Origin of the sequence: Blautia sp. DFI.3.45 (assembly GCF_020593505.1) — a bacterium.
Taxonomy (GTDB): Bacteria; Bacillota; Clostridia; order Lachnospirales; family Lachnospiraceae; genus Blautia_A; species Blautia_A wexlerae.
Genome location: NZ_JAJDMI010000054.1, coordinates 1 through 22413, shown reverse-complemented (window position 1 = coordinate 22413; position 22413 = coordinate 1). Strand labels below are relative to the sequence as shown.

Sequence of the window (22413 nt, the reverse complement as noted above, 5' to 3'; positions counted from 1 at the left end):
ACTAAGGATCTTGTGAGCATTGCGCTCGTGTGGGTTCAAGTCCCATCTTCCGCATAAGAAACGGTTTGAATGCTATTATATGTGCATTTAAACCGTTTTTTTGTGTCATCATAATAACCTGAGCTGCAGTGTTTCGCTGATACGATAAGTGTTTCAGTAGGAGCTTCTTTTTTGTACTGTGGGAAATTACTTATAGTATATTCATAAAAAATTCATATCTTTTTGTTAAAATAATGCGTAGATTGTTACGATATAATTTGTTTGAATACAAGCGATATTGAACCTGAATGGTAACTGTTTGGCAGATTGCTGTTTTGTATGACACTGGGCAGTTATCCTGAATGGAGTGCGGCAGGAGAATCAGGTATGAAAAAAAACAAAATGGACACACAGGAATATCAGTTTATAAAAGAAACGGTAAAAAAACAGCCAAAAGAGAATGGCAGTCTGTTGCGCAGGCTGCTTATGATAGCAGGATGTGGCGTTTTGTTTGGAGGCTGCGCAGCCGTAACCTTTGCCAGTGTGTTTCCGGTTATGGCGGACAGAGAAGAGAATACACAGCAGAAAATCGAACTGACAGGATCGGATGTAGCGGAGACGATATCTGAAGAACAGGCAACAGAGAGGGAATCTGTCGCTTCAGTTTCTGAAAAAGAGGAGAAGAGTCTTCTGGCAATGCGTCAGGAGGTGTATAGGGAAGTGCTGAAGGTTTCCCAAAAATCCCGAAAATCTCTTGTAAACGTGAGAGGAATTTCAAAGGATGAGGATTTGCTGAATAATTCTTATTTGCAGCAGGAAGATACGGAAGGTCTTGTCTTTCTTGAAACAGAGACACAATTTTATATCCTGACCTATGAGGAAGAACTGGAAAATCTGCAGGAACTGCAGGTGACTTTTGCAGATGGTTCGACAGTGCAGGGAGAGATATGCAGGGGAGATGCAGATTCCGGATTCGCAGTTGCAACTGTGAGAAAAAATCTTCTCAATGACAGTACAAGAGAAGGTATCGTGGTATCTGATCTGACAGACACAAAGAAACTGGGACAGAGCGATATAGTAATTGCTATCGGAAGTCCTGCCGGTGACAGTGATGCGGTGGTTTATGGAATGATCACTTCTGTTTCTGAAAAACTATCGGTAGCGGATACGGAGTATAATGTGTTGGCTACAGATGTGCAGGGGAATGAAGATGGAAGTGGTGTGCTGCTTGATTCTGACGGAAATGTGGCAGGTATGATACTGAAGAAGAATGAAAACGATGGAGATAATATTCATGCAGTTTCCATTTCGCAGATTCTTCCGTTGGTAGAACATCTGGCTAACAAAGAGACAATCAGATATACAGGTATTTATGGAACAGAGATAACTCAGGCACAATGTAGAAAACTGGGAATTGATCAGGGACTTTACGTGGAGCGTACACAAGAAGAATCTCCTGCGATGAAGGCAGGGATACAGTGTGGAGATATCATAAGTAAGATTGATGGAACTCCCACAGAGAGTATGCAGTCTTACTATACATATCTTCAGACAAAAAAGCAGGGAGAAAATCTTACCATAACGGTTCTTCGCAAAAATTCCGATGGTGAGTATGCGGAGAAAGATTATAAGGTAACAGTTGGAGAGAGATAGTGACAGGCGGAGAATCCTACAAGCGGGATTCTTTCTTGTGGAATTGTTATAATACTAAAAATAAAGGATAGAGAGGCAGGCTTTATGCGTTTTTTAAATGAGTTACATGAGGGAGACAGAATTAATGGGATTTATCTGTGCAAGCAGAAACAGTCTGCGGTAACGAAGAATGGAAAACCCTATGAGAATATTATCCTACAGGATAAAACCGGAATCATAGATGGCAAGATCTGGGATCCGAATTCTCTTGGAATTGATGATTTTGATGCACTGGATTATATAGATGTTGTGGGAGATGTGACCAGCTTTGCAGGGGCTATGCAGCTGAATATCAAGCGTGTGCGCAAGGCTGCTGAAGATGAGTACAACCCGGCAGATTATCTTCCTGTAAGTGAGAACAGCACAGATGATATGTACAGCCAGCTGAGAGCATTTATTGACAGTGTGGAGAATACTTATCTGTCTGCACTTCTGAAGAAATTATTTGTGGAAGATGAAGCTTTTGTGAAAGCGTTTGAAGGACATTCTGCAGCGAAGACAGTACATCACGGATTTATCGGCGGTCTGATGGAGCATACTCTGGGAGTGACCAGACTCTGCGATTATATGTCAAAGGCATACCCCGTCATCAACAGGGATTTACTGATTACAGCATCACTTCTTCATGATATTGGAAAGACAAAAGAATTATCTGCATTTCCGTTAAATGATTATACAGATGAAGGCCAGCTTCTGGGACATATTTATATGGGAGCGCAGATGATCAATGATCTTGCACGCCAGATACCGGAATTCCCGGAGGTGCTTAAGAATGAACTGATTCATTGTATCCTGTCCCACCATGGAGAACTGGAATACGGTTCCCCGAAGAAACCTGCACTGGTGGAGGCTGTAGCCCTCAATCTTGCAGATAATACAGATGCAAGAATGGAAACCATCACAGAGATTTTTGCAGCAAACAAGAGCAAAAAAGAATGGCTTGGATATAATAAATTGTTTGAATCCAACTTAAGAAGAACAGATGAGGTGTAATCTTTATGGAATTTCGTAAGAACGATCTTGTTACGTTAGAGATAGAAGATTGCGGAATTGACGGTGAAGGTATCGGAAAAGCCGATGGCTTCACCGTTTTTGTCAAGGACGCAGTGATCGGAGATACAGTAACAGCCAAAATTATCAAGGCAAAGAAAAATTATGGTTACGGACGTCTTATGGAGGTGCTGAAGCCATCTCCGTACAGAGTTGAGCCCAAGTGCGAATTTGCCCGTCAGTGTGGCGGATGCCAGCTTCAGGCACTTTCCTATGACCAACAGCTTGTATTTAAGACAAATAAGGTGAAGGGACATCTGGAACGTATCGGTGGCTTTACAGATATCCCCATGGAGCCGATCATTGGCATGGATGAACTTTTTCATTACAGAAATAAGGCACAGTTTCCTGTAGGCAGAAATAAAGAGGGAAAAATCGTTACAGGTTTCTATGCGGGAAGAACCCACAATATTATCGAAAACCGTGACTGTGCACTTGGTGTAGCTGAGAATAAAGAAGTTCTGGACCGTGTGATCGCACATATGGAGAAATACGGGATTGAACCATATAATGAAGCAACAGGCAAAGGGCTGGTGCGCCATGTCCTGATCCGTTACGGATACTTCACAAAAGAAGTGATGGTCTGTCTGATTCTGAACGGAAATAAGATTCCGAAAGAGGAGCAGTTTGTAAAATCTCTGTGTGAGATTCCGGGAATGACAAGCATCACCATCAATGTAAATAAGAAACACAGTAATGTAATCCTTGGTGAGGAAATTCGTCTGCTCTGGGGTCAGGAATATATCACAGACAGGATCGGAGATATTTCCTATCAGATTTCTCCTCTGTCTTTCTATCAGGTAAATCCTATGCAGACCCAGAAGCTTTACGCAAAGGCACTGGAATACGCAGATCTTCACGGTCAGGAAACAGTATGGGATCTCTACTGTGGGATCGGAACCATTTCCCTGTTCCTGGCACAGAAAGCAAAATTTGTCCGCGGTGTGGAAATTGTTCCGGCAGCTATAGAGAATGCGAAAGAAAATGCGAAACTTAATGGCCTGGAGAATACAGAGTTCTTTGTGGGTAAGGCAGAAGAAGTGCTGCCAAGAGAGTATAAGAAAAATGGTGTTTATGCAGATGTTATCGTTGTAGACCCGCCAAGAAAAGGCTGTGATGAAACTCTGCTGGAGACCATGGTCGAGATGAACCCGGAGAGGATTGTGTATGTAAGTTGCGACAGTGCGACGTTGGCAAGGGATCTGAAGTATCTGTGTGAGAGGGGATATGAGCTTAGAAAAGTATGCCCGGTTGATCAATTTGGGATGACTGTTCATGTGGAGACTGTGGTAGGACTACACAGAAAGGATATGTAGAAATCCTTGAATTTACGCACTTTGCAGAGTTTTTCAGCTTCAACAGGATTGCTGAAAATCACAAAGAAAAAGAGCTTGTGAGGAAGGTAACGGTTGTTGTGGCATTAGACCTCGGTTGTGGGAACACAAATAATTCTGAATATGAAAGTAAATAGAGAACTATCAGATATGTTGCCAAGCAGATCGTTGTCAGCGAGATTAACAACGTGGAGCTGGAGGGACTGATCAACTGTATTTTGGAAAAAGGCATTGAGGAGCATAAGTTCTATGAGTGATATGGCTTAAATAATAAGTAGTTAGCTGTAAGGTGCAACATGCGTCTTACAGCTACAATATAATTGAAAATGCCTCGGATGGTGCTATAATTATTTTATTCCATTATTTACTGATGTTTTGTGGAGGCACTAAAATGAAAAATTTATACTTAGATCATAACGTATATATAGAAGCATTAGAAAATGAAAGATTAAATGCGTCGCTTAGGGGATTGATGGATAAAAAAATACAATGTTTGTATAGTCCAGCTCATATTGAAGAAATATATAAAGTTGTTGCAAATGAAAAATCGCAATATAAGAACAAAATGAAAGAGTTAATAAATTTTATTAGTATTGTAACTTCTGATATGGAAGTTATACCTACAAACACTGAGTTAGTTATAAAAAAAGAGCATCCGAAAGTGTGCTATTCTAGGGTAAGCAGTATTGATACTAGAGAAAGAGTAAAAGAGGATAGTTGTATAAAATATACAGAAGATAAAAATAATTATCTGAAATTACTGCACGAGGATAAACATAATTCTTCACTGTCAAGTATTGAGCCAGAAAAGATATGGGAGAGTCCGATAATAGTAAAGTATATTTTGGATTTTAATAACAATATAGACTTTATTATTGAAAAATATAATACATCTTTGGAAGTTCAAATGTTAAGTATTTTTAATGTTGATAAAACCTTACCGGATAATTTTTGTTTAAGAAGAGGAAATTTTGCCGAATTGGAGATATCTCATAAGCAGTTAGAATATACAATAGAAATACTTTTTAGGATACTAAATTTTGCGGGGTATTGTTCCGAAAAAAGTGAACAAACTTCTATTTCGGGGACACACGATGTATCTCATGCAATATATGCAACTAAAGCAGATTTTTTGGTTACAATGGATCGGAGATTTGCAAAAAAGTGTAAAGCAGTATACAATTTTTTGGGAGTGAGGACATCTGTTATTTTTTGTAAGCAAAATGAAGTGGTAAATGTTTTGGAGAATATAGTTACTGAAAGTGATGTCATATGAGGGTAAAATAGAAAGGAAAATAGGAATAAAGAGTTATTATTAAAGAAAGTAGGGATTAATCAGGCATCAGTTTTTCATGGCTTTTGCAAAGAACACGATCAATTATTTCAGGGTATAGATATTAATGGTATTTGCACATATAAAGATTTGTTTTTGCAATGTTATAGAAGTGTATGCTATTGGTTACATATGCTAACTGTCGATGGGAGTACAATGGGGGAACTGCAAAAATATACAGATGATGTTATGCGAGTTTTTTTTTAAAGAATTATTCCATCATTTGATTTTGATGCGTTCCGGTTTGACAAAGAGTATGAAGAAAATAAAGTAGATTTTGTTAAAACAATAAGGGAACTTAAAACATTATTGGAAACGCAGATAGAATGCATCAATGATGATAGGAAAATTGATAACTCGGTGTTGGTTCAGATAGGAGATGTAGAAATCCTATTTCGTAAGGTAGAAGAAGTTATTCCAGTTGTACTTAATAAGATGAATACTATTGCGACAGGGGAAGATAATGTATTTTAAATAGTTCTGCCTAATAAGATGGATACGGATATTATTGTTATTAATGCTTCACACAAGAGAGTTGTGCTGCTCGATACTTGGAAAGTAGCAACATCCAATATGCTGAATATTATTGAATTGATTGAATCGTGGATGATTTCGAATGAAATATGGTATATTCAACCTAGCGTTATTGAAAAGATTCCAGAAGTAAGGTTAAAAATAATTTTTGAGGATATAAGATATTGGCAAGGTGAACACAAATTATGGGAAGTATATGAGATGTCCATTTTTGATGATTTACGTCAAAAGTATTTTAAGATATACAAGGATAACGACAATTTGGATGATGAATATGAAGAGAAGGAAAGGCAAAAATTTATTCCGCAAAAGCGCTTAAATAAAGAACAAAGGGAGAAAAATATGCGAAGATTAATGGGAAAGCTACAATATTATGGAGATTTTCGAGATATGACAAAAGAGTAAACATACAGAAAATGGATAAATTCATTTTAAGTATAATTATCTCAGTGATTATGCCGATATTTTTCAAAAGTATTTATGAAAGGTAACGGTAATTAGATGGAAGGAATTGAAACATTTTTATCTCAAATAGTAACACTTGGTCTGGAATGGATTTGGAGTGTATCATGGTACTGGATACCAGCAGGGCTAGGATTTGCATTTCGATTTGGATTATTGAAATACAAAATATGGGATTCAGAAATGCGAGTCAAAGCGATCTTAAGAGATATCGGTATTATTTTCGCATTAACAATATTGTGGTCGGGTTTGAATTCCTATGAATTAGATAGTAATGCAGTAGTGATGGTTTTTATCTTGACTTTCGTTTACATTGCGTATGGTTTAGCAGAAAGTTGCGAAGAAACGGGAGGAAGTACAGAAAGCATATTACTGATTTTAAAAAGTGTATTATTAACAATGCTTTCATTTCAAGAAATAGGTGGAACTATTTTTGGAGCAATAGTGACAATTGGAATGGCTGTGATGGCATATAAGTTTTGGATCTGTAAAGAAAAGAAGACAGATTTGTTTGAGATAATCTTTTTATGTGTAGAAGCAGTTGTTTTGTCTATCATTGGTGAAATATATAACATACAAGGAATAGGGATTTTTTTATTTATATTTTTTGAAGAAACAGCATTATTCCTTTTAAACTATATTGTTAGGTATATAGCGTCTGTATTCTTCGGAGAGGCAGAGGAAAACTATTACTAAAAGTATGAAGTGCTGGAAAAGATGAATAGGAAGGAGGATACTAATTGAAAGATTTCGTGAGTTTTATTAAGAATTATTCGACAAGAGATTTTATCTATTTTTTCTCAGAAATATCAATCGAACTATATAAGAAACAGCAGAATAAATCAGAAAATGAATTAAGGTGTAGTATCACATTTCCGTTGAATGCCATCTTGCATGGATTTATACATCGGCAAGTGCAGGTGATGTTGTCGGCGTGGGATATTCAAGACATGGCGTATGTCTCAATTGTTAATGCAAATGATTACAGAAAAGAAATCATGACAAGAGAAAAAGCTGGTACAGTGGTAAATTTGTATAGAGGATATGAGAATGAACATTCCAATAGCGAATATATCAAAGATGCAAAATTGCCGGATATATTTAAGTTTATGATGGGCATGACATATGAACAGTTTAAGTATCAGAATTTGGCATGGACATATCAGAGCTTTAGCCGAAATTATCATATTTTGCTTGGCTCAAGTAAAATTAATAGGGATGAGATTGTTGATATAAATGAAATTACAAAAGAATTATTTGGTCTGAGTGCAGACGAGTATTTGACAAATGTACTTTATTTGTTGTGGTTATGCAGTGAGCGTCCCGATCCGTTAGGAGCAGAGGATGATCTATATAAGCACGGGGCAAACAGCATACTCACCAAGGAGAATTTGGAAAAAATTATTAATTATTATTCTGTTACATATGATGATGTAAGGAAGTCTCCAATACAGAAACAGTTGTTTTATAGCAAACCTTTTGTGATTACTCAAAAGAACAAAGAGACGATTATGGTCAGTATGTATTTGGTGCAGATGCTCTTTGCAGATGGTTTATATTGGTTGATTCGGGATTACTATTATAAAAATTGTAAAGGAACCGGGTTCATTAATGCTTTTGGAACAATGTTCGAAGAATATTTTATAGAACTGGCCGAGATTTATTTGACAGAGGAGATGTGGCACAAAATTCCGGAACAAGAAAAAAAGAGTGCAGATTTCTTTGTGGAATTTGGAGATGCAGTATTCTTGTTTGAATTGAAATCGGGACTACTTGGAATAAAGGCAAAACAGCAGGCTCCAGATGTTCAACAGATTGATATATTTTACAAAAGAAATATTTTAGAAGCACATGAACAACTTAAAATATCTGAAATGGAATACCAGGGAAAAAAGCCAGTTATTAAAATTTTTTTGTTGTATGAGAGCATGACGAATACGCAAATTGTGATGTCTTCGATACCGGAGATATTTGTCGATGATAGCAGGTGTTATATTATGACTATAGAAGATTTTGAAATGATGCTTGTTACATATAAGAATGATAAGGAAAAATTTGCGAAGGTAGTAAAAAAATTGGTAGACAATCAGAACAGTAATGCTCAGGTTACAAGTGTTTTACATGTCTTGAATGATTGTGATGCTGTTGGAGATATGCATTTTATTGAAGGCAGGGATTATTTTATGAAAATAGTAAAGAGAATGGAACAGGAACTGGAGGTATAATGAAATTCCTTTGCTGCTATGGTAAAATAGGACATATATTGATTTGAATATTGCGGAGGTAATTATGTCTGATAATAATATTGAGTGTTATGGAGAATTAGTTTCAGAAGTGCTATCTCAGCAGTATCTAATGAATCTTCCGTATATCCTTGCAGGGTATTTTTTCGATAAGGTAGCGTGGCTGTGGCGTGTATCACCGGGAAATAATGCTTCCGATAAGATGATGGCAGCCATGAACGGACTGAATGATCTATTTTCAAATCCGTTGCCAAGCTTTTCACCGAAAGATTTGCTGATCGGTATTGTGGGCGGCGTTGCACTCCGTCTTGTGGTGTATTTCAAAGCCAAGAATGCCAAGAAATTTAGGCAGGGTGTAGAGTACGGTTCCGCAAGGTGGGGAAATGCAAAGGATATAGAGCCTTATGTCGATCCGGTCTTTGAGAACAATGTCATACTGACAGAAACGGAAAGGCTGATGATGTCGGGCAGACCAAAGCAGCCGAAGTATGCGAGAAACAAAAACATACTTGTAATCGGTGGTTCCGGTTCCGGCAAGACTCGCTTTTTTGTGAAACCCAACCTGATGCAGATGCACAGCTCCTACGTTGTCACTGCTCCGAAAGGCACTGTGCTGGTCGAATGCGGCAGGATGCTGTCTAAGAATGATTACCGGATTAAGGTGCTTAATACCATTAACTTTGCAAAATCAATGCATTACAACCCTTTCGCTTACATCCGGAGCGAAAAGGACATTCTGAAACTCGTAAACACAATCATCGTAAATACCAAAGGGGAAGGACAGCAAGCCTCTGAGGATTTCTGGGTGAAAGCCGAAAAGCTCTATTACACGGCATTGATCGCATATATCTGGTACGAAGCACCGGAGGAAGAACAGAAATTTTCCATGCTGATTGATCTGGTGGATGCCAGTGAAGCAAGGGAAGATGATGAAAATTTCAAAAATGCGGTTGACCTGCTGTTTGAGGAGCTGGAGCAGAAGAACCCAAACCACTTTGCGGTAAGGCAGTATAAGAAGTATAAACTTGCCGCAGGTGATATATGCTCTAAGTGACTTCTTAATCATGATTTTGTCATGGTTAGTGAAGCAATCACTTAGAGCATTTTTGTTTCAGGAGGTACAGCGTAAGCGCTTAAGCGCTTACTTTTAAATAAAATTTTCTTAATTATGATATTAGGTGGTATGGTAGTTTCGATTTACATTATCGGGAAAAAATACGAATAATTAAATTACCTGCTATCGTTGTGGATATTACTAATTTACAACATTCTTCATGGGAAATAAGGAATGATGCAGAAGAGATTGTGTTAAGCGAATTAGCGTACATTTAAAACGTGGAAAGCTCCTTCGGGAGCTTTTTGCTGGTTATCAAGAAAGTATATAGAAAATGCATTAATCATATGGTATGATTTGAACAGAAGATAGAATCTTATGAAGTAAGAAGAATATTTTGAAGGAACGTAACTTAGAAGTTACAGAATTAAGTTAATCGTGCCATATGGCTTGATTATAAACGCAAAGATAAAAACGCAACGTACATCTTTGATGTGCCAGAGCCGGTAGGTAGCCCGGCCGTCCTATATAAATAGGGTAAGTAACCTGCCCCTCCGGGTTGTCCATTCTTTATTCAATCAATTTTAGGAGGGATTCTTATGGACAAAGTAAATGGAAAGCTGACAGTATTTTTTGAAGAGCCGTTTTGGGTGGGAATCTTTGAACGCATCGAAGATGGTAAATTATCTGTGGCAAAGGTAACATTTGGTGCAGAGCCAAAAGATTATGAAGTACAGGAATATATTCAAAAGTGCTATTTCAGTTTGAAATTCAGTCCGGTTGTTGAAACTGTTGTAAAGGATATCAAAAGAAATCCGAAACGGATGCAGCGGGAAGCAAAGAAACAGATGCTGGAAATAGGCATTGGTACAAAATCGCAACAGGCGTTGAAATTACAGCAGGAACAGAACAAGCAGGAACGCAAAGAGAAAAGACGCAAGAAAAAAGAGGCAGAAGAGCAGCGAATGTTTGAACTGAAACAGCGAAAGAAAAGAGAAAAGCGTAAGGGACATTAAAGTCCCTTGGGCTTTTACTCAAATCGAAAAGTGTTGAATAAAGCTTTCGGGAGGTGTTTCTATGAAGAAAAAAGTACTTGCAATTATGTTAGTTGCCATGTCAATAATGTTGATTTCGGCGTGTGGAAAAAAAGAAAAACTGTACGAAATTCCTGATCTATCGCAGTATAAGACAGATTATGTAGGAGATTCTTCGAATGTTATAAATATTGTAAGCGGTCAAGAGTATCCGGAGGGATACTCATATGATAGTATAGAGATACAGTCTGAAACAGAGCCTTATGGATTAACAGTTTTTCTAAAAGATGAGTCGTCTGCAGTCAAGCTTGAAGATGAATTGCAGGTTAATGCAGATATGACATTTGATTTGATTGGTAATTTGGGAACAATTGATTATAAAACAGCAGATAGCAAAGAAATTATTGTATCATATGAACGGTGATATATTTTTAGTCAACTTTTAGACAATTTGAAGAGCAGAATATAAAAAGGCGTATGGAAGTTTTGATTTCCATACGCCTTTTTGAAAGGAGTTTATTTTTGAACAAGAGATTTGTAAGAGCATGTTATCTACTCGAAGATGATTACAATTCCATATCATAGGACTTTTTCTTAGCTCTTGCAGGCTGATTTCGCCGCATTTCCTGTTCTCGCTGATATTTAAGTTCCCATGCACGATGGGAGAAGACATCCGAATCTTCCACATTGAGATAATCCACCTCATTGGCGGCAATATCACGGCGGTGATAGTCATAATACTTACCAAAAGTACCTTTGAACTGCTCGATCAGCTTATCCCGGAAATCAGGACGTATCTGGATTCTGGTGTCCAGCAATTCTGTATACTGTTCAGATTCAGGACGAAATTTTTCTTCCCGGAAAGCGGCGGCATCTTTTTCAAGCTGTTTTTTGAGCGAGATGTCCTGAGAATCTAGGATATCAAGATTGTTATTCATCCATGTCAGAGGAAGTCCGACAGCCAGATGGACATCTGCTTCACGGATGGAAAAGACATTCAGTTCCTTTACAATAGCCATTAGCGTCAGAAGATAATATTCTTCGTCCATAGCTTTATCCGGGATAAATTCTTTGTGTCCTTCGCCAATTCGGTAGTAAATGCCGTTATATTCCAGAATATTTCCGGTGAAGATTGGTTCAGTTTCATAGGCTTTGATGCCGGTTGGGGTGACGGTGTTTGCTGTTTTCATATTGCCGTAGCCATGATCTACAGCAATGATTTTTGTGTTTCTGAGTTCTCGCATAAAAAATACCTCCGTTTTCGTATTGATTGATTCAGCAGGTCATACCGGTGTGGTACTGCTTTGCTGTGAGATAAGCATACGAAAATATGAGGTAAAAGACATTGAGTGGAAATTGAGCTGGAATTGAGAAAAAAGATATATTGTGCGTACGTTCTTCATGTACTCTTGTTGTGATTTCATTGTTTTTTATCGTATAATATGGATACTGGAGGTGGTTTGGATGAAATACAAGATTTTAGTTGTCGATGATGATAAAGAATTGGTGAAAATGCTTTGTAGTTATTTTAATATGAAACAATATGAAACCATTACGGCTACAGATGGAATGGAAGCATTAAATAAAATAAAAATGAAACCGGATATTATTTTATTGGACATCAACATGCCACGTATGGATGGGATTGAAGTATGTCGTCTGATACGCAGTAAAGTATTATGTCCGATTTTATTTCTGACAGCAAGAGTTGATGAAGATGATAAAATTAATGGGTTGCTTTCGGGTGGGGATGATTATATTACGAAACCATTTAGTCTTCGGGAGTTGGAAGCGAGGATTGTCACAAACATAAAGAGAGAAGAAAGGCATCAACAAAAAACGGAATACCGTTTCATGGATGAAATGCTGATGGATTATTCTGAAAAAATAGTAGCTATAGCTGGACACAGGATAGAGTTCACAAAAATTGAATATCAGATTATTGAATTTTTATCCATGCATCCAGGGCAGGTGTTTGATAAAGAACGTATATATGCACAAGTCTGTGGATATGATGCGGAAGGGGACAGTAGAACGATAACGGAGTTAGTACGGCGTATAAGGAAAAAAATAGCGGATTATTCAGAAAAAGAATACATAGAAACTGTATGGGGGATTGGATACCGATGGAAAAAATAAGAAACTTGTCACTGAAAAAAACAATTCTGCTTTATTTTGTGATCAGCTTAACGGCAGCATTTCTGTTATCTGGATTTACAGTTCATTTTGCAAGAAATATGCAGAATAAAATATGGGAAAAATATATTGATTATGCAGATTATACGGACGTGTTTCAGCAATATGGAAAGAAATACGAGATTGAGATATCAAGACCTAATCAATCGCAGATGAATCGTTTGGACTATCATCTTTCGGAAATGTGTGACTTTATGGAAACATATTCGGTACTGATTTTTTCGATTGTTGGGAGTGTTGCTGCGGTATTCTTTTTTTATAAAAATAAGTTAAAGACACCTCTACAGGAACTAAAAGATGCCTCGCAAATGATTGCGGATAATGAACTGGATTTTCATGTGTCCTATGAAAATAAAGATGAGATGGGAACTTTGTGTAAAGAATTTGAAATGATGCGAAGTGCTTTAGCAGATAACAACAGAAAGATGTGGCGAATGATTGATGACGAGAAGGCTTTGCGGAATGCAATTGCACATGATATACGTTCTCCACTTTCCATATTGCGTGGGTATCAGGAAATGCTCTTAGAGTTTGTTTCTGCTGAGAGTATAAAAACAGAGGATGTTATTGATATCTTACAAACAGGCATGTATCAGATTGACCGTATAGAGCATTTTACGGAAAACATGAGAAAAATGTCCCATTTAGAACAGAGGGAACTGCAATGCTCAGAGATAGAATTATCGGAACTGGAAAAAAAGATTGAGGCAGAAGCTGCCATGCTGTCCAAGAAGGAAAGTAAATTATGTAAGGTAGAAAGAGCGCAGGAACAAAACATTGTGAAAGTGGATGAGGAACTTGTCATGGAAGTGACAGACAACTTACTGGAAAATGCGGTTCGATATGCACAAAAAAGTATTGCTTTGCAAATAAAGAAAAAGGATGGTTTTCTTATAATTTCTGTTGAAGATGATGGAATAGGATTCGTGGATACTGAGGAAAAAGTAACAGAGCCATTTTATCATAAGAATCTACAAGATGATTTAAAGCATTTTGGTCTTGGTATGTATATTTCTCGTATTTTCTGTGAAAAGCATGGAGGAAATTTGAAAATATATAATGTCAGACAGGGCGGTGCTCATGTAGAAGCTCTTTTCAAAGCTGAATAAAAATACTTTATAAGGCTGAAATCACAAATAAAGTGGTTTTAGTCTTTTTTGTTGTGAATTTATTGAGAATTGATTTGTATGATGTCGTTAAAGAAATAAAGAAAGGAAGAGATACAATGAAAACAATCATAAAAAGAAGTATACTTGATTATTTAAAGAACCCTGTTTTGTGGATTGGCTTGATTATTATAGTTACCAGTATGTATCAATGTCTGTCATCGTATTTGCAAATTCATTATATCAAACAGAATGAACAGATCACACAAAATGACGTAGCATTGGAAGATGCTGATGTCATGGATGGGTACATTCCCACATCTGATGATAAAGAAAGAAGAAGGGAGTGGGAAGATACGATCAAAGAGACGCTAATGGACACCTCCAAAAATGGTTTTGGATTTAGCAGGCAGGAAGCAGATCATGTAATGAAAGAAATTCAGAATATGGATGTAAAGACTGCTTCTGAGTTTTTGGAATCCCAATATGGCTATTATAATGCAATATATGCTTATGAGGACCTTGAAATTCATAAGGGGACAGCAGAAGAAATCAATCATTATATCGAGCGGAAATTATCCGAACATTCTTTTTCCTGGTACTTTGCCAAAAAATTTACGGATTTTGCAGGATTGCATATGGCCTTTTTTGCAACAGTCTTGCTATCATTTTTATTTATTCAGGATACACGAAAAAGTACCTATGAATTATTACATACAAAGCCTGTTACGGCAGTCCAATATATATGTGGGAAAGTAATAAGCGGATTCATTAGTATGCTGGGAGTATTAGTGATTTTGAATGTTATATTCTTTATGCTGTGTTTGAAAACGTCTTTAGAATCGGGCTTTCCAGTAACACCAATTGATTTTTGCGTGAATTCTCTGATCTATATTATTCCGAATATTTTGATGATATGTTGTGTCTATACAATTACAGCAGTAATATTTAAAAATCCGCTTCCGGCAGCACCAATCTTGTTTTTGCACATTATATATTCAAATATGCTGACCATGAAGAATGATATTTATTATATGAGACCGTTCTCTATTATGGTGCGATTCCCTGGCAGATTTTTTGAAACACATGCAGCCAAAATGTCAAACATAAATCAGATTATTCTTGTAATTTCATCAGTTATATTAGTATGTATTTCTGTTACAATCTGGAAAAGGAGGAGGGTTCATTGAAAACGGAACTAAAAAACTGCCTGTCGTTATATAAGATTTTTTATTCATGTGCATTTATACTGATATTGTGTGTTATTCATCCGATTATATACTATGAAGAAATCGGTTCAGCAATTCAGTCTCCAATAGCATTTTTAACAATTATTTTTTGTAGTGACACATATTTGATGGAAGTAAAAAGTAAGCGTGCCGATGTATTTCATTTGTATGATCAAAAAAAGCAGTTAAAAGTAATATCGCAGAGAGTGGGCGTTCAAATATTATATTTATTAATACTTTCTTGTGTTGGATATGTTTTGTTTTACTGGCAAAAACCGGGCAGTGTAAACGAAGGCATTTCGGGTATTCAGATATTTCTTTTATATTTCATTGCAATGTTTGGAACTATCTGGCTTTGGAGTATATGCTCTGTGATTTTGTGTACATTGCTTCGAAATATGTGGGCAGGTATTGGATGTTTATTTGGAATTGTCATTGGACTTATATCAAAAGCGGGAAGTTCATTTTTCGGAAATCTGGGATTGTTTTCTTTCAGCTTTTGTGAACCTACTCAATTAATGTCCGAGAGTTGGATTTATGGAACGCTTGTGTCTTTTATAGCGGGGCTGTTTTTATTTGCAGTATTACCAATGACTTTAAAGAAAAGAGGATAGATTATGAGTATTAGAATAAATGATTTAACAGTTAGATTTAAAAATGGTGTAGTTGCAGTAAATAAGGCATCTCTTGAAATACCTAAGGGAATTTACGGACTTTTGGGTGAGAATGGTGCCGGAAAAACCACTTTGATGAGGGTTCTTACAACTGTTTTAAAACAAACGGAAGGAATGGTTTCCCTTGATGGAATTCTGTATAACGAGGGAAATTATGAGAAAATACAGAAAAAGATTGGTTATCTTCCACAGGAAATCGACTTATATCCGAATCTTACGGTGAAAGAATGTCTTGTATATATGGGGGGACTGTCAGGAGTAGCCAGAAATGACCTCGAACAAAGAATTACCTATTATCTGGAAAAGACTTCTCTTACAGAGCATCAGAATAAAAAAATGCGGCAATTATCTGGTGGTATGAAGAGACGTGTCGGACTCATACAGGCACTTCTTAATAATCCGGATTTTTTGATTATTGATGAACCTACCACCGGGTTAGATCCGGAAGAAAGAATCAGGATCCGCAATCTTTTGGTTGATTTTTCAAAGGATAGAACTGTGCTGTTTTCCACTCATGTAGTAGAAGATTTAGCAGCAACCTGTACACAGCTTGCCATTATGAAAAAGGGAAGTTTTTTATATTCTGGAAGCGTGAGTGGGTTGCTGGAAAATGCAAAGGGCTGTGTTTGGAATTGTACGGTACAAAATGCAGAAGAAGCCCGTTTGTTAGAAGCCAATTATTCTATATCATCTAAGCAGTATGTAGAAAATGGAATTCATATGAAAGTATTAAGCAAAGGAAAGCCAAATGAGAATTGTGTCCTGGATAATGATATCACTTTGGAAGATGCATATATTTATTTGACGAATAGTTGAATATAACGGCGGGCAAGTTGCCCGCCGTAAATTATGCTTATTTTGTTAAAAGACCGGATAGATTTTTTCCAATGCAAAATCCAATCTGTGGATATAACTCCTGATCAAGAAAATGCGGATATTTTTAAATTGATTGTGTCAATTTAAAATCAATTTCTATTCAATGTGGTTTTCCGGTAGGTTCTGTAAAATAAGCTCAGATTAAAACAATGACGGGAGGAGCTTATGCAACAGAATATTGAATTTGAGCGGTGCATTGATTTTCTGGTACGGATGATTGATAAGTACGGCGAAGAAGTCCTCCGGGAGTTGGAGGAAGAAAAATAGAATAAAGAAGAAAAAACAGCATAGAATACTTCTTTTCATAGCATTTGTAAGACCGTCGAAGTCTCCTTTTCACAGGTTCGGCTTGCTATTCTCCATCGGAAACAGAGTCTTTCTTTTTTTAGACTTACCAGAAATCATTTCATGCCCAGAATAGATAGCTATGATCATGCAGAACAGAGAGCTACAAGCAAAATACTTATGAGCGGATTTCATATTTTTATAGCCAGTATAAAAGATTCCAAACATTGCTGCCGATGCACCAAGTGACCAATATTTATGTGCTTTCATCTTAGATTTCTCCTGCGTTTTTTTATTATGATTCAGTTTTTTTCTTTTATTTATAAAGAAATGAGGAACACATCTGTATATAGCGAGATGGTTTCTCTTTTTGTTATGCGGTTTTTTGTACAGCCAGCGCTTCGATTTCTTCTAAGGTCAGGTCTGTAAAAGCGGCAATATCTTCGTAAGTGAGTTTACCGGAGGCCAGCATACGTTTAGCAATTTCAATGCGTTCAGCTTTTCGCATATTTTCCATCTCTCTGCACATAGTCAAAACTCCTTCCTCATCTTCTTTAAAATAACGTACTCTGTCAGCAAGGATTTTATAATACATGTCTTTCGGATTGGTACAGGAAAAATCGTGCATTAGTTTTCCGAGTTCTGTTTCATCTTTGATTTGGGAATTTATATAAATAATATGAGCTTCATCACCGAATGGTTCACCGGTTTCCTGGATGATGCGGTCAACATGATAAATTGGAAGCCCGGCTTTTAATACATCATTTTCGGTAATAAAAATCACATAGGTTTCAGTGAGAGCATCATATTTATCGCCAGCTTCAGTTATATTGGCATCTATAAGACTGCTATTGTATCTTGCACGTTTTGCATCAGCACCACGATCACTTCTTTGAATTTCTATATTATAAATGCGGTTATTGGAATCAACAGCTAATATATCCAAGCGAATAGAACGTCCCTGTAAATTTTTTATATCGTATTGTCCCTGCACAGATTGTACTTTAAGGTCATGTCTTTGCAAAATAATTTGAAGTAGAAATTCCGCACATGCCTTATCTTCAAAAACTTTACTCATAAAATCATCATCTAAAAGACGGAACCCCTGAGGCGTTGTAGATCTTCTTTATGTTTTTGCTCAAAATCTAATGTTTCTTCTGTATTATCCATTGTAAAAACACCACCTGCTTTCCTTTAGAATGGGACATAGTAAACATGGATTCCTGTATCATTATTTTAACATGGCAAATAGTAATCCTCAATACCTGAATTTTGAAATGACAAATGCCGATAAAAAATAACAGTCTATAAATCTTTTACTTTTTCAATCTGTTCATTCACATCTTTAAGTTGCTGTTCAGTATCTTTTAAAGATTTTCTGGGAGCACTGGTCTGGTCTGATGCCTGATTGAGTTCTACATGGAAATCATCAAGAGAATCATAGCCATGTTCCTGTATGTAGGCAACAGTCTGAGCCATCTGCTTCAAATTGGTGAGCTTTACTTTTTGAGCATAGGCTCCACTTTGCTGTGCTTTAATACAGGTTTGCAGATCTATGACAAGCCGGAGATCTGATTTTATGAAAATGAATGGTGTAGAGATAGCAGAAGTATCAGAGAAAGGAACAGTTGGTAAATCTGTGGAAGTATTCGGAGACTGCTGTTCCAGAATTTCTTCTTTCTGTTCTCTATGGGATTTCGTGTTTTCCTCAAATGCTTTCAAGAGAAAATCTTCTGTGTATCTGGTTCCAAGATTCCTTTCAGTGATATATTTTTTTCTGCCAGGGTGAAGATAGCTGTATCGGTTTCGACTGATCGTGAAGATGATGTGATATTTTACATCAAGGATTTTTGAAAATTCCTCTGGTGATTGGGCGGTGCTTGCAGCATCATCAATAGCGTCACGAAGAAATTGTTTTTCTGTCTGGTAACGTGTTTCCTTTGGTGTGATTCCATCTTCTTTCATTTTCTGATTCAGTTCATCGAGCTTTTCCTGTCCACGGCGTTGTGCCCAATATTCTTTTTCTGTGATTTTTCTTTCAGCAGGAGTGAGCAGATCAACCTGATGTAGCGGGTGGATTACTCCACCCATTGCTGTTAACCGATTGTTTTAATTGGACAATCTAACCGCTTTTAACCGAGCATTTTAACTGGACGCTCTAACCGCTGCGCAGATATTTCTATCTGTGTTTTTATTATATGCAATTTACAGTAAAAAACCAATGCCTTTAATTGCTAAAATTTTATGAACTTTTTTCGATATCTATGGAATCGTTTTTATCACAGACAGGAACAAAAAGAAAGAGATAGCAGATGGGTATAAAAAGTTTGCTTGGTTTCGGTCAGGCGAGGGATAAGCCTGTACGGAATTACAGTAATGGTGAGTATTCGTTCAATTTCGGACAAAGCACCAGCGGAAAGAGCGTCAATGAAATAAGAAACATTGATAAAGGTTTATCTGATGGCTTGGAATGCATTGGTTGAGAACCGAGAGGGAGAAAATTTAACTAATGCTATTGAGTCTTCAGACATTGGGAATAAAACCTTATGTTTGCAGGCTTTTTGTTTACAGAAAAATTTTTCGTGGATATAATAAACATGACATATAGTTGTCGTGTTGTGTTAGATATGATATGTATGGAGTGTGGAAACTATGAAGACAGATAGGCTTATTGGGATATTGTCAATCTTACTGCAGGAAGAAAAGACAACGGCTCCTGAACTGGCAGAAAAATTTGAGGTATCCCGCAGGACAATAAACCGGGATATTGAAGACCTTTGCAAAGCAGGCATTCCAATAAGGACGGCACAGGGGACCGGTGGTGGTATTAGTATTATGGACGGATATCGTATGGATAGGACGATTCTGACATCCAAAGATATGCAGATGATCCTTGCGGGGCTGAGAAGTCTTGACAGTGTGAGTGGAAACCGATACTACGGTCAGTTGATGGAGAAAATCCAGACCGGATCATCAGAGTTTATCAGTGAAAGAGACTCTATGTTGATTGATTTGTCTTCATGGTATAAAGGCTCTCTTGTTCCGAAAATCGAAGTAATCCAAAATGCAATAGAAAACAGGCATACTATACAGTTTAAGTATTATGCTCCATCTGGAGACAGCAACCGAAGGATAGAACCGTATTATCTGGTTTTTAGGTGGTCAAGCTGGTATGTATGGGGGTGGTGTTTAGAACGTGAAGATTACAGATTGTTTAAGTTGAACCGTATGGATTGCGTTACAGAATCGGAGCAGTTTTTTATGTGCAGAAATGTACCAATGCCGAATTTGTCAAATGAGAAGATATTTCCGGGCGGGATAAAGGTAAAAGTCCTTTTCGCCCCGGATGTAAAGTGGCGGTTGGTTGAAGAATTTGGACCGCATTGCTTTACCAGGACGGATGATGGAAGGCTGCTTTTTTCGGCGGATTATACAGATATGGAAAACCTTGTGACATGGCTCATGACATTTGGAGCAAAGGCTGAGGTGCTTGAGCCGAAAGAAGCACGGGACATTATCCGCAGGAATGCGGAAGAAACATTAAAAAGCTATGGAGGATTAGGAAAATGACGTTTGATTATAAAAAGGAATACAAAGAGTTTTACATGCCGAAGGGAACACCGTCTATTGTCAGAGTCCCGAAAATGAATTATATAGCGGTGAGGGGAAGCGGTAATCCAAATGATGCAGATGGAGAATATAAGCAGTCTATTGGACTTTTGTATGGAATTGCATTTACGATAAAAATGAGTAAAAAGGAAGACCATCAGATTGACGGATATTTCGATTATGTGGTGCCGCCATTAGAGGGATTCTGGTGGCAAGAAGGCGTGTCAGGAATCGATTATGCGCGCAAGGAAGAATTCAAGTGGATTTCTGTTATTCGCTTGCCTGATTTTGTTAGCAGGGAAGATTTTGACTGGGCAGTCAGAAAAGCTACGGAGAAAAAGAAACAGGATTTCTCCAAAGTTGAGTTCTTTTCGTATGATGAAGGTCTGTGTGTACAGTGTATGCATATCGGATCGTATGACGATGAGCCTGCTACAGTAGATGAGATGCACAGATTTATGGAAGAACAAGGATATGCACTGGATATTACTGATCAGAGAATGCACCACGAAATTTATTTGAGTGATGCACGGAGGGTGGCACCGGAGAAACGCAAGACTGTGGTCAGGCATCCGATAAGGAGGGCTTAAAGGTATGGAATATATTAGAGTTACGAAAGAAAATCTTGAAAAGGAGCACATTTGCTGCGCCATTTCCAACAATAAAGATATTCAGGTATCATCAAAAAAGGCATGGCTTGCGGATAGATTTGATGAAGGTCTTGTGTTTCTTAAGAGCGTAGAACGCGGCAAGTGCTTTATTGAGTACATACCTGCGGAGTGTGCATGGAATCCAATCGAAGCACCTGGTTATATGTATATTAATTGTTTGTGGGTGTCCGGATCTTTCAAAGGCCATGGATATTCAAGTGACTTACTTTCCGAGTGTATTGAGGACAGCAAAGAAAAGGGGAAGAAAGGCCTATGTATTCTTGCAGCAGCAAGGAAAAAGCCATTTCTGGCCGATTCGAAGTTTCTAAAATATAAAGGATTTAAAGCTTGTGATGAGGCTGATAATGGAATCCAGCTATGGTATCTGCCGTTTGAAGAGAAAACTGAGCCACCGGTGTTCAAGGAATGTGCAAAACACCATCATATAAATGAAAGCGGCTATGTTCTTTATTATACAAACCAATGTCCTTTTAATGCAAAGTATGTACCAATCTTGGAAGAAACCGCTCAGAAGAATGGTATTCCACTCAAAGCTGTGAAGATTGAAAATAGGAAGGATGCTCAGAATGTACCAACGCCAATCACGACTTATGCACTATTTTGTGATGGGGAGTATGTTACGAATGAGCAGATGAATGATAAGAAATTCTTAAAGCTGGTGGGAAGATAGGAGAAAACAACATGGCATCAACAAAGGTATATTTGAATTTATGTTTCTCTCTTAATTTATGGCAGGTTTTATCGAGCTGAAGCCGGTAATAAAAAAATACTATAAAACAAAACAGAAAAGCTGACGTAAAAATAGCAGGTACCATAAGGCCTGCGAGCATTTTTTCTTATATTTAACTGTCAAACTCCCGTGTATTGATTTTCTGGTACGGATGATTGATAAGTACGGCGAAGAAGTCCTCCGGGAGTTGGAGGAAGAAAAACAGAATAAAGAAGAAAAAATAGCATAGAATACTTCTGAGCGGATATGGCTGAGAATGTTTTGACATATTGACAGGACATTTAAAATGACGTATACTAAGCTCAGTGATCGTTCTGTAGAA

19 protein-coding genes and 3 pseudogenes are annotated in these 22413 nt (G+C 37.4%); 18 read left to right on the top strand and 4 right to left on the bottom strand.

Annotated elements, in window-relative coordinates; translation table 11 throughout:
- Positions 1-366: 366 nt before the first annotated feature.
- The 10 genes and pseudogenes from LJE09_RS14735 (at position 367) to LJE09_RS14690 (ending at position 11139) form a co-directional block, all read left to right on the top strand.
- The gene (locus LJE09_RS14735; RefSeq protein WP_173700013.1) at positions 367-1632 is read left to right on the top strand and encodes a S1C family serine protease; all 1266 of its coding nucleotides are present in this window, start codon (positions 367-369) and stop codon (positions 1630-1632) included.
- An 84-nt stretch (positions 1633-1716) separates the two neighbouring features.
- Positions 1717-2664, top strand: a complete 948-nt coding sequence (locus LJE09_RS14730) for a 3'-5' exoribonuclease YhaM family protein (RefSeq protein ID WP_161280841.1) — start codon at positions 1717-1719, stop codon at positions 2662-2664.
- 5 nt (positions 2665-2669) lie between these two features.
- Positions 2670-4037, top strand: coding sequence for a 23S rRNA (uracil(1939)-C(5))-methyltransferase RlmD (gene rlmD / locus LJE09_RS14725; RefSeq protein ID WP_227311502.1), 1368 nt, complete (start codon positions 2670-2672; stop codon positions 4035-4037).
- Positions 4038-4446: 409 nt separating this feature from the next.
- Positions 4447-5331 (top strand): hypothetical protein, encoded by an 885-nt coding sequence (locus tag LJE09_RS14720; protein ID WP_227311501.1) that lies wholly within the window; start codon positions 4447-4449, stop codon positions 5329-5331.
- A 630-nt stretch (positions 5332-5961) separates the two neighbouring features.
- Positions 5962-6327: a hypothetical protein gene (locus tag LJE09_RS14715; RefSeq protein ID WP_227311500.1), complete on the top strand. Its 366-nt coding sequence runs from the start codon at positions 5962-5964 to the stop codon at positions 6325-6327.
- A gap of 96 nt (positions 6328-6423) precedes the next feature.
- Positions 6424-7080, top strand: coding sequence for a hypothetical protein (locus tag LJE09_RS14710; RefSeq protein WP_227311499.1), 657 nt, complete (start codon positions 6424-6426; stop codon positions 7078-7080).
- Positions 7081-7124: 44 nt separating this feature from the next.
- On the top strand, positions 7125-8609 hold the full coding sequence (locus tag LJE09_RS14705; protein WP_227311498.1) for a hypothetical protein: 1485 nt from the start codon (positions 7125-7127) through the stop codon (positions 8607-8609).
- Positions 8610-8739: 130 nt separating this feature from the next.
- Positions 8740-9663: pseudogene (locus tag LJE09_RS14700) on the top strand (type IV secretory system conjugative DNA transfer family protein); the annotation flags it as partial.
- 617 nt (positions 9664-10280) lie between these two features.
- On the top strand, positions 10281-10697 hold the full coding sequence (locus LJE09_RS14695) for a YjdF family protein (RefSeq protein WP_072521458.1): 417 nt from the start codon (positions 10281-10283) through the stop codon (positions 10695-10697).
- A 61-nt stretch (positions 10698-10758) separates the two neighbouring features.
- Positions 10759-11139 carry a DUF4825 domain-containing protein gene (locus LJE09_RS14690; protein WP_227311496.1) on the top strand — a complete coding sequence of 127 codons (381 nt, stop codon included), beginning with the start codon at positions 10759-10761 and terminating at the stop codon, positions 11137-11139.
- Positions 11140-11281: 142 nt separating this feature from the next.
- On the opposite strand, the pseudogene LJE09_RS18905 reads toward LJE09_RS14690, so the two are convergent.
- Positions 11282-11653: pseudogene (locus LJE09_RS18905) on the bottom strand (MobQ family relaxase); the annotation flags it as partial.
- A 526-nt stretch (positions 11654-12179) separates the two neighbouring features.
- Here LJE09_RS18905 and LJE09_RS14680 point away from each other — a divergent pair.
- From LJE09_RS14680 to LJE09_RS14660, 5 genes are all read left to right on the top strand, one after another.
- Positions 12180-12854, top strand: coding sequence for a response regulator transcription factor (locus tag LJE09_RS14680; RefSeq protein WP_055201424.1), 675 nt, complete (start codon positions 12180-12182; stop codon positions 12852-12854).
- Entirely contained in the window at positions 12842-14020 is a 1179-nt protein-coding gene (locus tag LJE09_RS14675) for a sensor histidine kinase (RefSeq protein WP_118408755.1), read from the top strand. The genes LJE09_RS14680 and LJE09_RS14675 overlap by 13 nt, the downstream gene beginning before the upstream one ends.
- A 116-nt stretch (positions 14021-14136) precedes the next feature.
- Entirely contained in the window at positions 14137-15207 is a 1071-nt protein-coding gene (locus LJE09_RS14670; RefSeq protein ID WP_144136944.1) for an ABC transporter permease subunit, read from the top strand.
- Entirely contained in the window at positions 15204-15860 is a 657-nt protein-coding gene (locus LJE09_RS14665; RefSeq protein ID WP_009245308.1) for a hypothetical protein, read from the top strand. The genes LJE09_RS14670 and LJE09_RS14665 overlap by 4 nt, the downstream gene beginning before the upstream one ends.
- 3 nt (positions 15861-15863) lie before the next feature.
- Complete coding sequence (locus LJE09_RS14660; RefSeq protein WP_005348496.1) at positions 15864-16736, top strand: ATP-binding cassette domain-containing protein; 873 nt, start codon at positions 15864-15866, stop codon at positions 16734-16736.
- A 396-nt stretch (positions 16737-17132) separates the two neighbouring features.
- Here the strand turns inward: LJE09_RS14660 and LJE09_RS14655 are convergent, their stop codons facing one another.
- From LJE09_RS14655 to LJE09_RS14645, 3 genes and pseudogenes are all read right to left on the bottom strand, one after another.
- Entirely contained in the window at positions 17133-17351 is a 219-nt protein-coding gene (locus LJE09_RS14655) for a DUF6219 family protein (protein WP_055059977.1), read from the bottom strand.
- A 103-nt stretch (positions 17352-17454) separates the two neighbouring features.
- A pseudogene (locus LJE09_RS14650) lies at positions 17455-18251 on the bottom strand (Rpn family recombination-promoting nuclease/putative transposase).
- 135 nt (positions 18252-18386) lie between these two features.
- Positions 18387-19172: a hypothetical protein gene (locus tag LJE09_RS14645; RefSeq protein WP_226839680.1), complete on the bottom strand. Its 786-nt coding sequence runs from the start codon at positions 19170-19172 to the stop codon at positions 18387-18389.
- A gap of 561 nt (positions 19173-19733) precedes the next feature.
- On the opposite strand from LJE09_RS14645, the gene LJE09_RS14640 reads away from it, so the two are divergent.
- The 3 genes from LJE09_RS14640 to LJE09_RS14630 are packed head-to-tail and all read left to right on the top strand — an operon-like array spanning position 19734 to position 22031.
- The gene (locus tag LJE09_RS14640) at positions 19734-20651 is read left to right on the top strand and encodes a helix-turn-helix transcriptional regulator (RefSeq protein WP_118338733.1); all 918 of its coding nucleotides are present in this window, start codon (positions 19734-19736) and stop codon (positions 20649-20651) included.
- The gene (locus tag LJE09_RS14635) at positions 20648-21280 is read left to right on the top strand and encodes a GyrI-like domain-containing protein (protein ID WP_008705622.1); all 633 of its coding nucleotides are present in this window, start codon (positions 20648-20650) and stop codon (positions 21278-21280) included. Before LJE09_RS14640 ends, LJE09_RS14635 begins: the two co-directional genes overlap by 4 nt.
- Before the next feature lie 4 nt (positions 21281-21284).
- Positions 21285-22031 carry an N-acetyltransferase gene (locus LJE09_RS14630; protein WP_008705621.1) on the top strand — a complete coding sequence of 249 codons (747 nt, stop codon included), beginning with the start codon at positions 21285-21287 and terminating at the stop codon, positions 22029-22031.
- The last annotated feature ends 382 nt before the right edge of the window (positions 22032-22413 follow it).

Coding starts and splice junctions, on each gene's coding strand:
- LJE09_RS14735 (WP_173700013.1), top strand. CDS start 367: ATGAAAAAAAACAAAATGGACACACAGGAATATCAGTTTATAAAAGAA.
- LJE09_RS14730 (WP_161280841.1), top strand. CDS start 1,717: ATGCGTTTTTTAAATGAGTTACATGAGGGAGACAGAATTAATGGGATT.
- rlmD (WP_227311502.1), top strand. CDS start 2,670: ATGGAATTTCGTAAGAACGATCTTGTTACGTTAGAGATAGAAGATTGC.
- LJE09_RS14720 (WP_227311501.1), top strand. CDS start 4,447: ATGAAAAATTTATACTTAGATCATAACGTATATATAGAAGCATTAGAA.
- LJE09_RS14715 (WP_227311500.1), top strand. CDS start 5,962: ATGCTGAATATTATTGAATTGATTGAATCGTGGATGATTTCGAATGAA.
- LJE09_RS14710 (WP_227311499.1), top strand. CDS start 6,424: ATGGAAGGAATTGAAACATTTTTATCTCAAATAGTAACACTTGGTCTG.
- LJE09_RS14695 (WP_072521458.1), top strand. CDS start 10,281: ATGGACAAAGTAAATGGAAAGCTGACAGTATTTTTTGAAGAGCCGTTT.
- LJE09_RS14690 (WP_227311496.1), top strand. CDS start 10,759: ATGAAGAAAAAAGTACTTGCAATTATGTTAGTTGCCATGTCAATAATG.
- LJE09_RS14680 (WP_055201424.1), top strand. CDS start 12,180: ATGAAATACAAGATTTTAGTTGTCGATGATGATAAAGAATTGGTGAAA.
- LJE09_RS14675 (WP_118408755.1), top strand. CDS start 12,842: ATGGAAAAAATAAGAAACTTGTCACTGAAAAAAACAATTCTGCTTTAT.
- LJE09_RS14670 (WP_144136944.1), top strand. CDS start 14,137: ATGAAAACAATCATAAAAAGAAGTATACTTGATTATTTAAAGAACCCT.
- LJE09_RS14660 (WP_005348496.1), top strand. CDS start 15,864: ATGAGTATTAGAATAAATGATTTAACAGTTAGATTTAAAAATGGTGTA.
- LJE09_RS14655 (WP_055059977.1), bottom strand. CDS start 17,351: ATGAAAGCACATAAATATTGGTCACTTGGTGCATCGGCAGCAATGTTT.
- LJE09_RS14645 (WP_226839680.1), bottom strand. CDS start 19,172: ATGGGTGGAGTAATCCACCCGCTACATCAGGTTGATCTGCTCACTCCT.
- LJE09_RS14640 (WP_118338733.1), top strand. CDS start 19,734: ATGAAGACAGATAGGCTTATTGGGATATTGTCAATCTTACTGCAGGAA.
- LJE09_RS14635 (WP_008705622.1), top strand. CDS start 20,648: ATGACGTTTGATTATAAAAAGGAATACAAAGAGTTTTACATGCCGAAG.
- LJE09_RS14630 (WP_008705621.1), top strand. CDS start 21,285: ATGGAATATATTAGAGTTACGAAAGAAAATCTTGAAAAGGAGCACATT.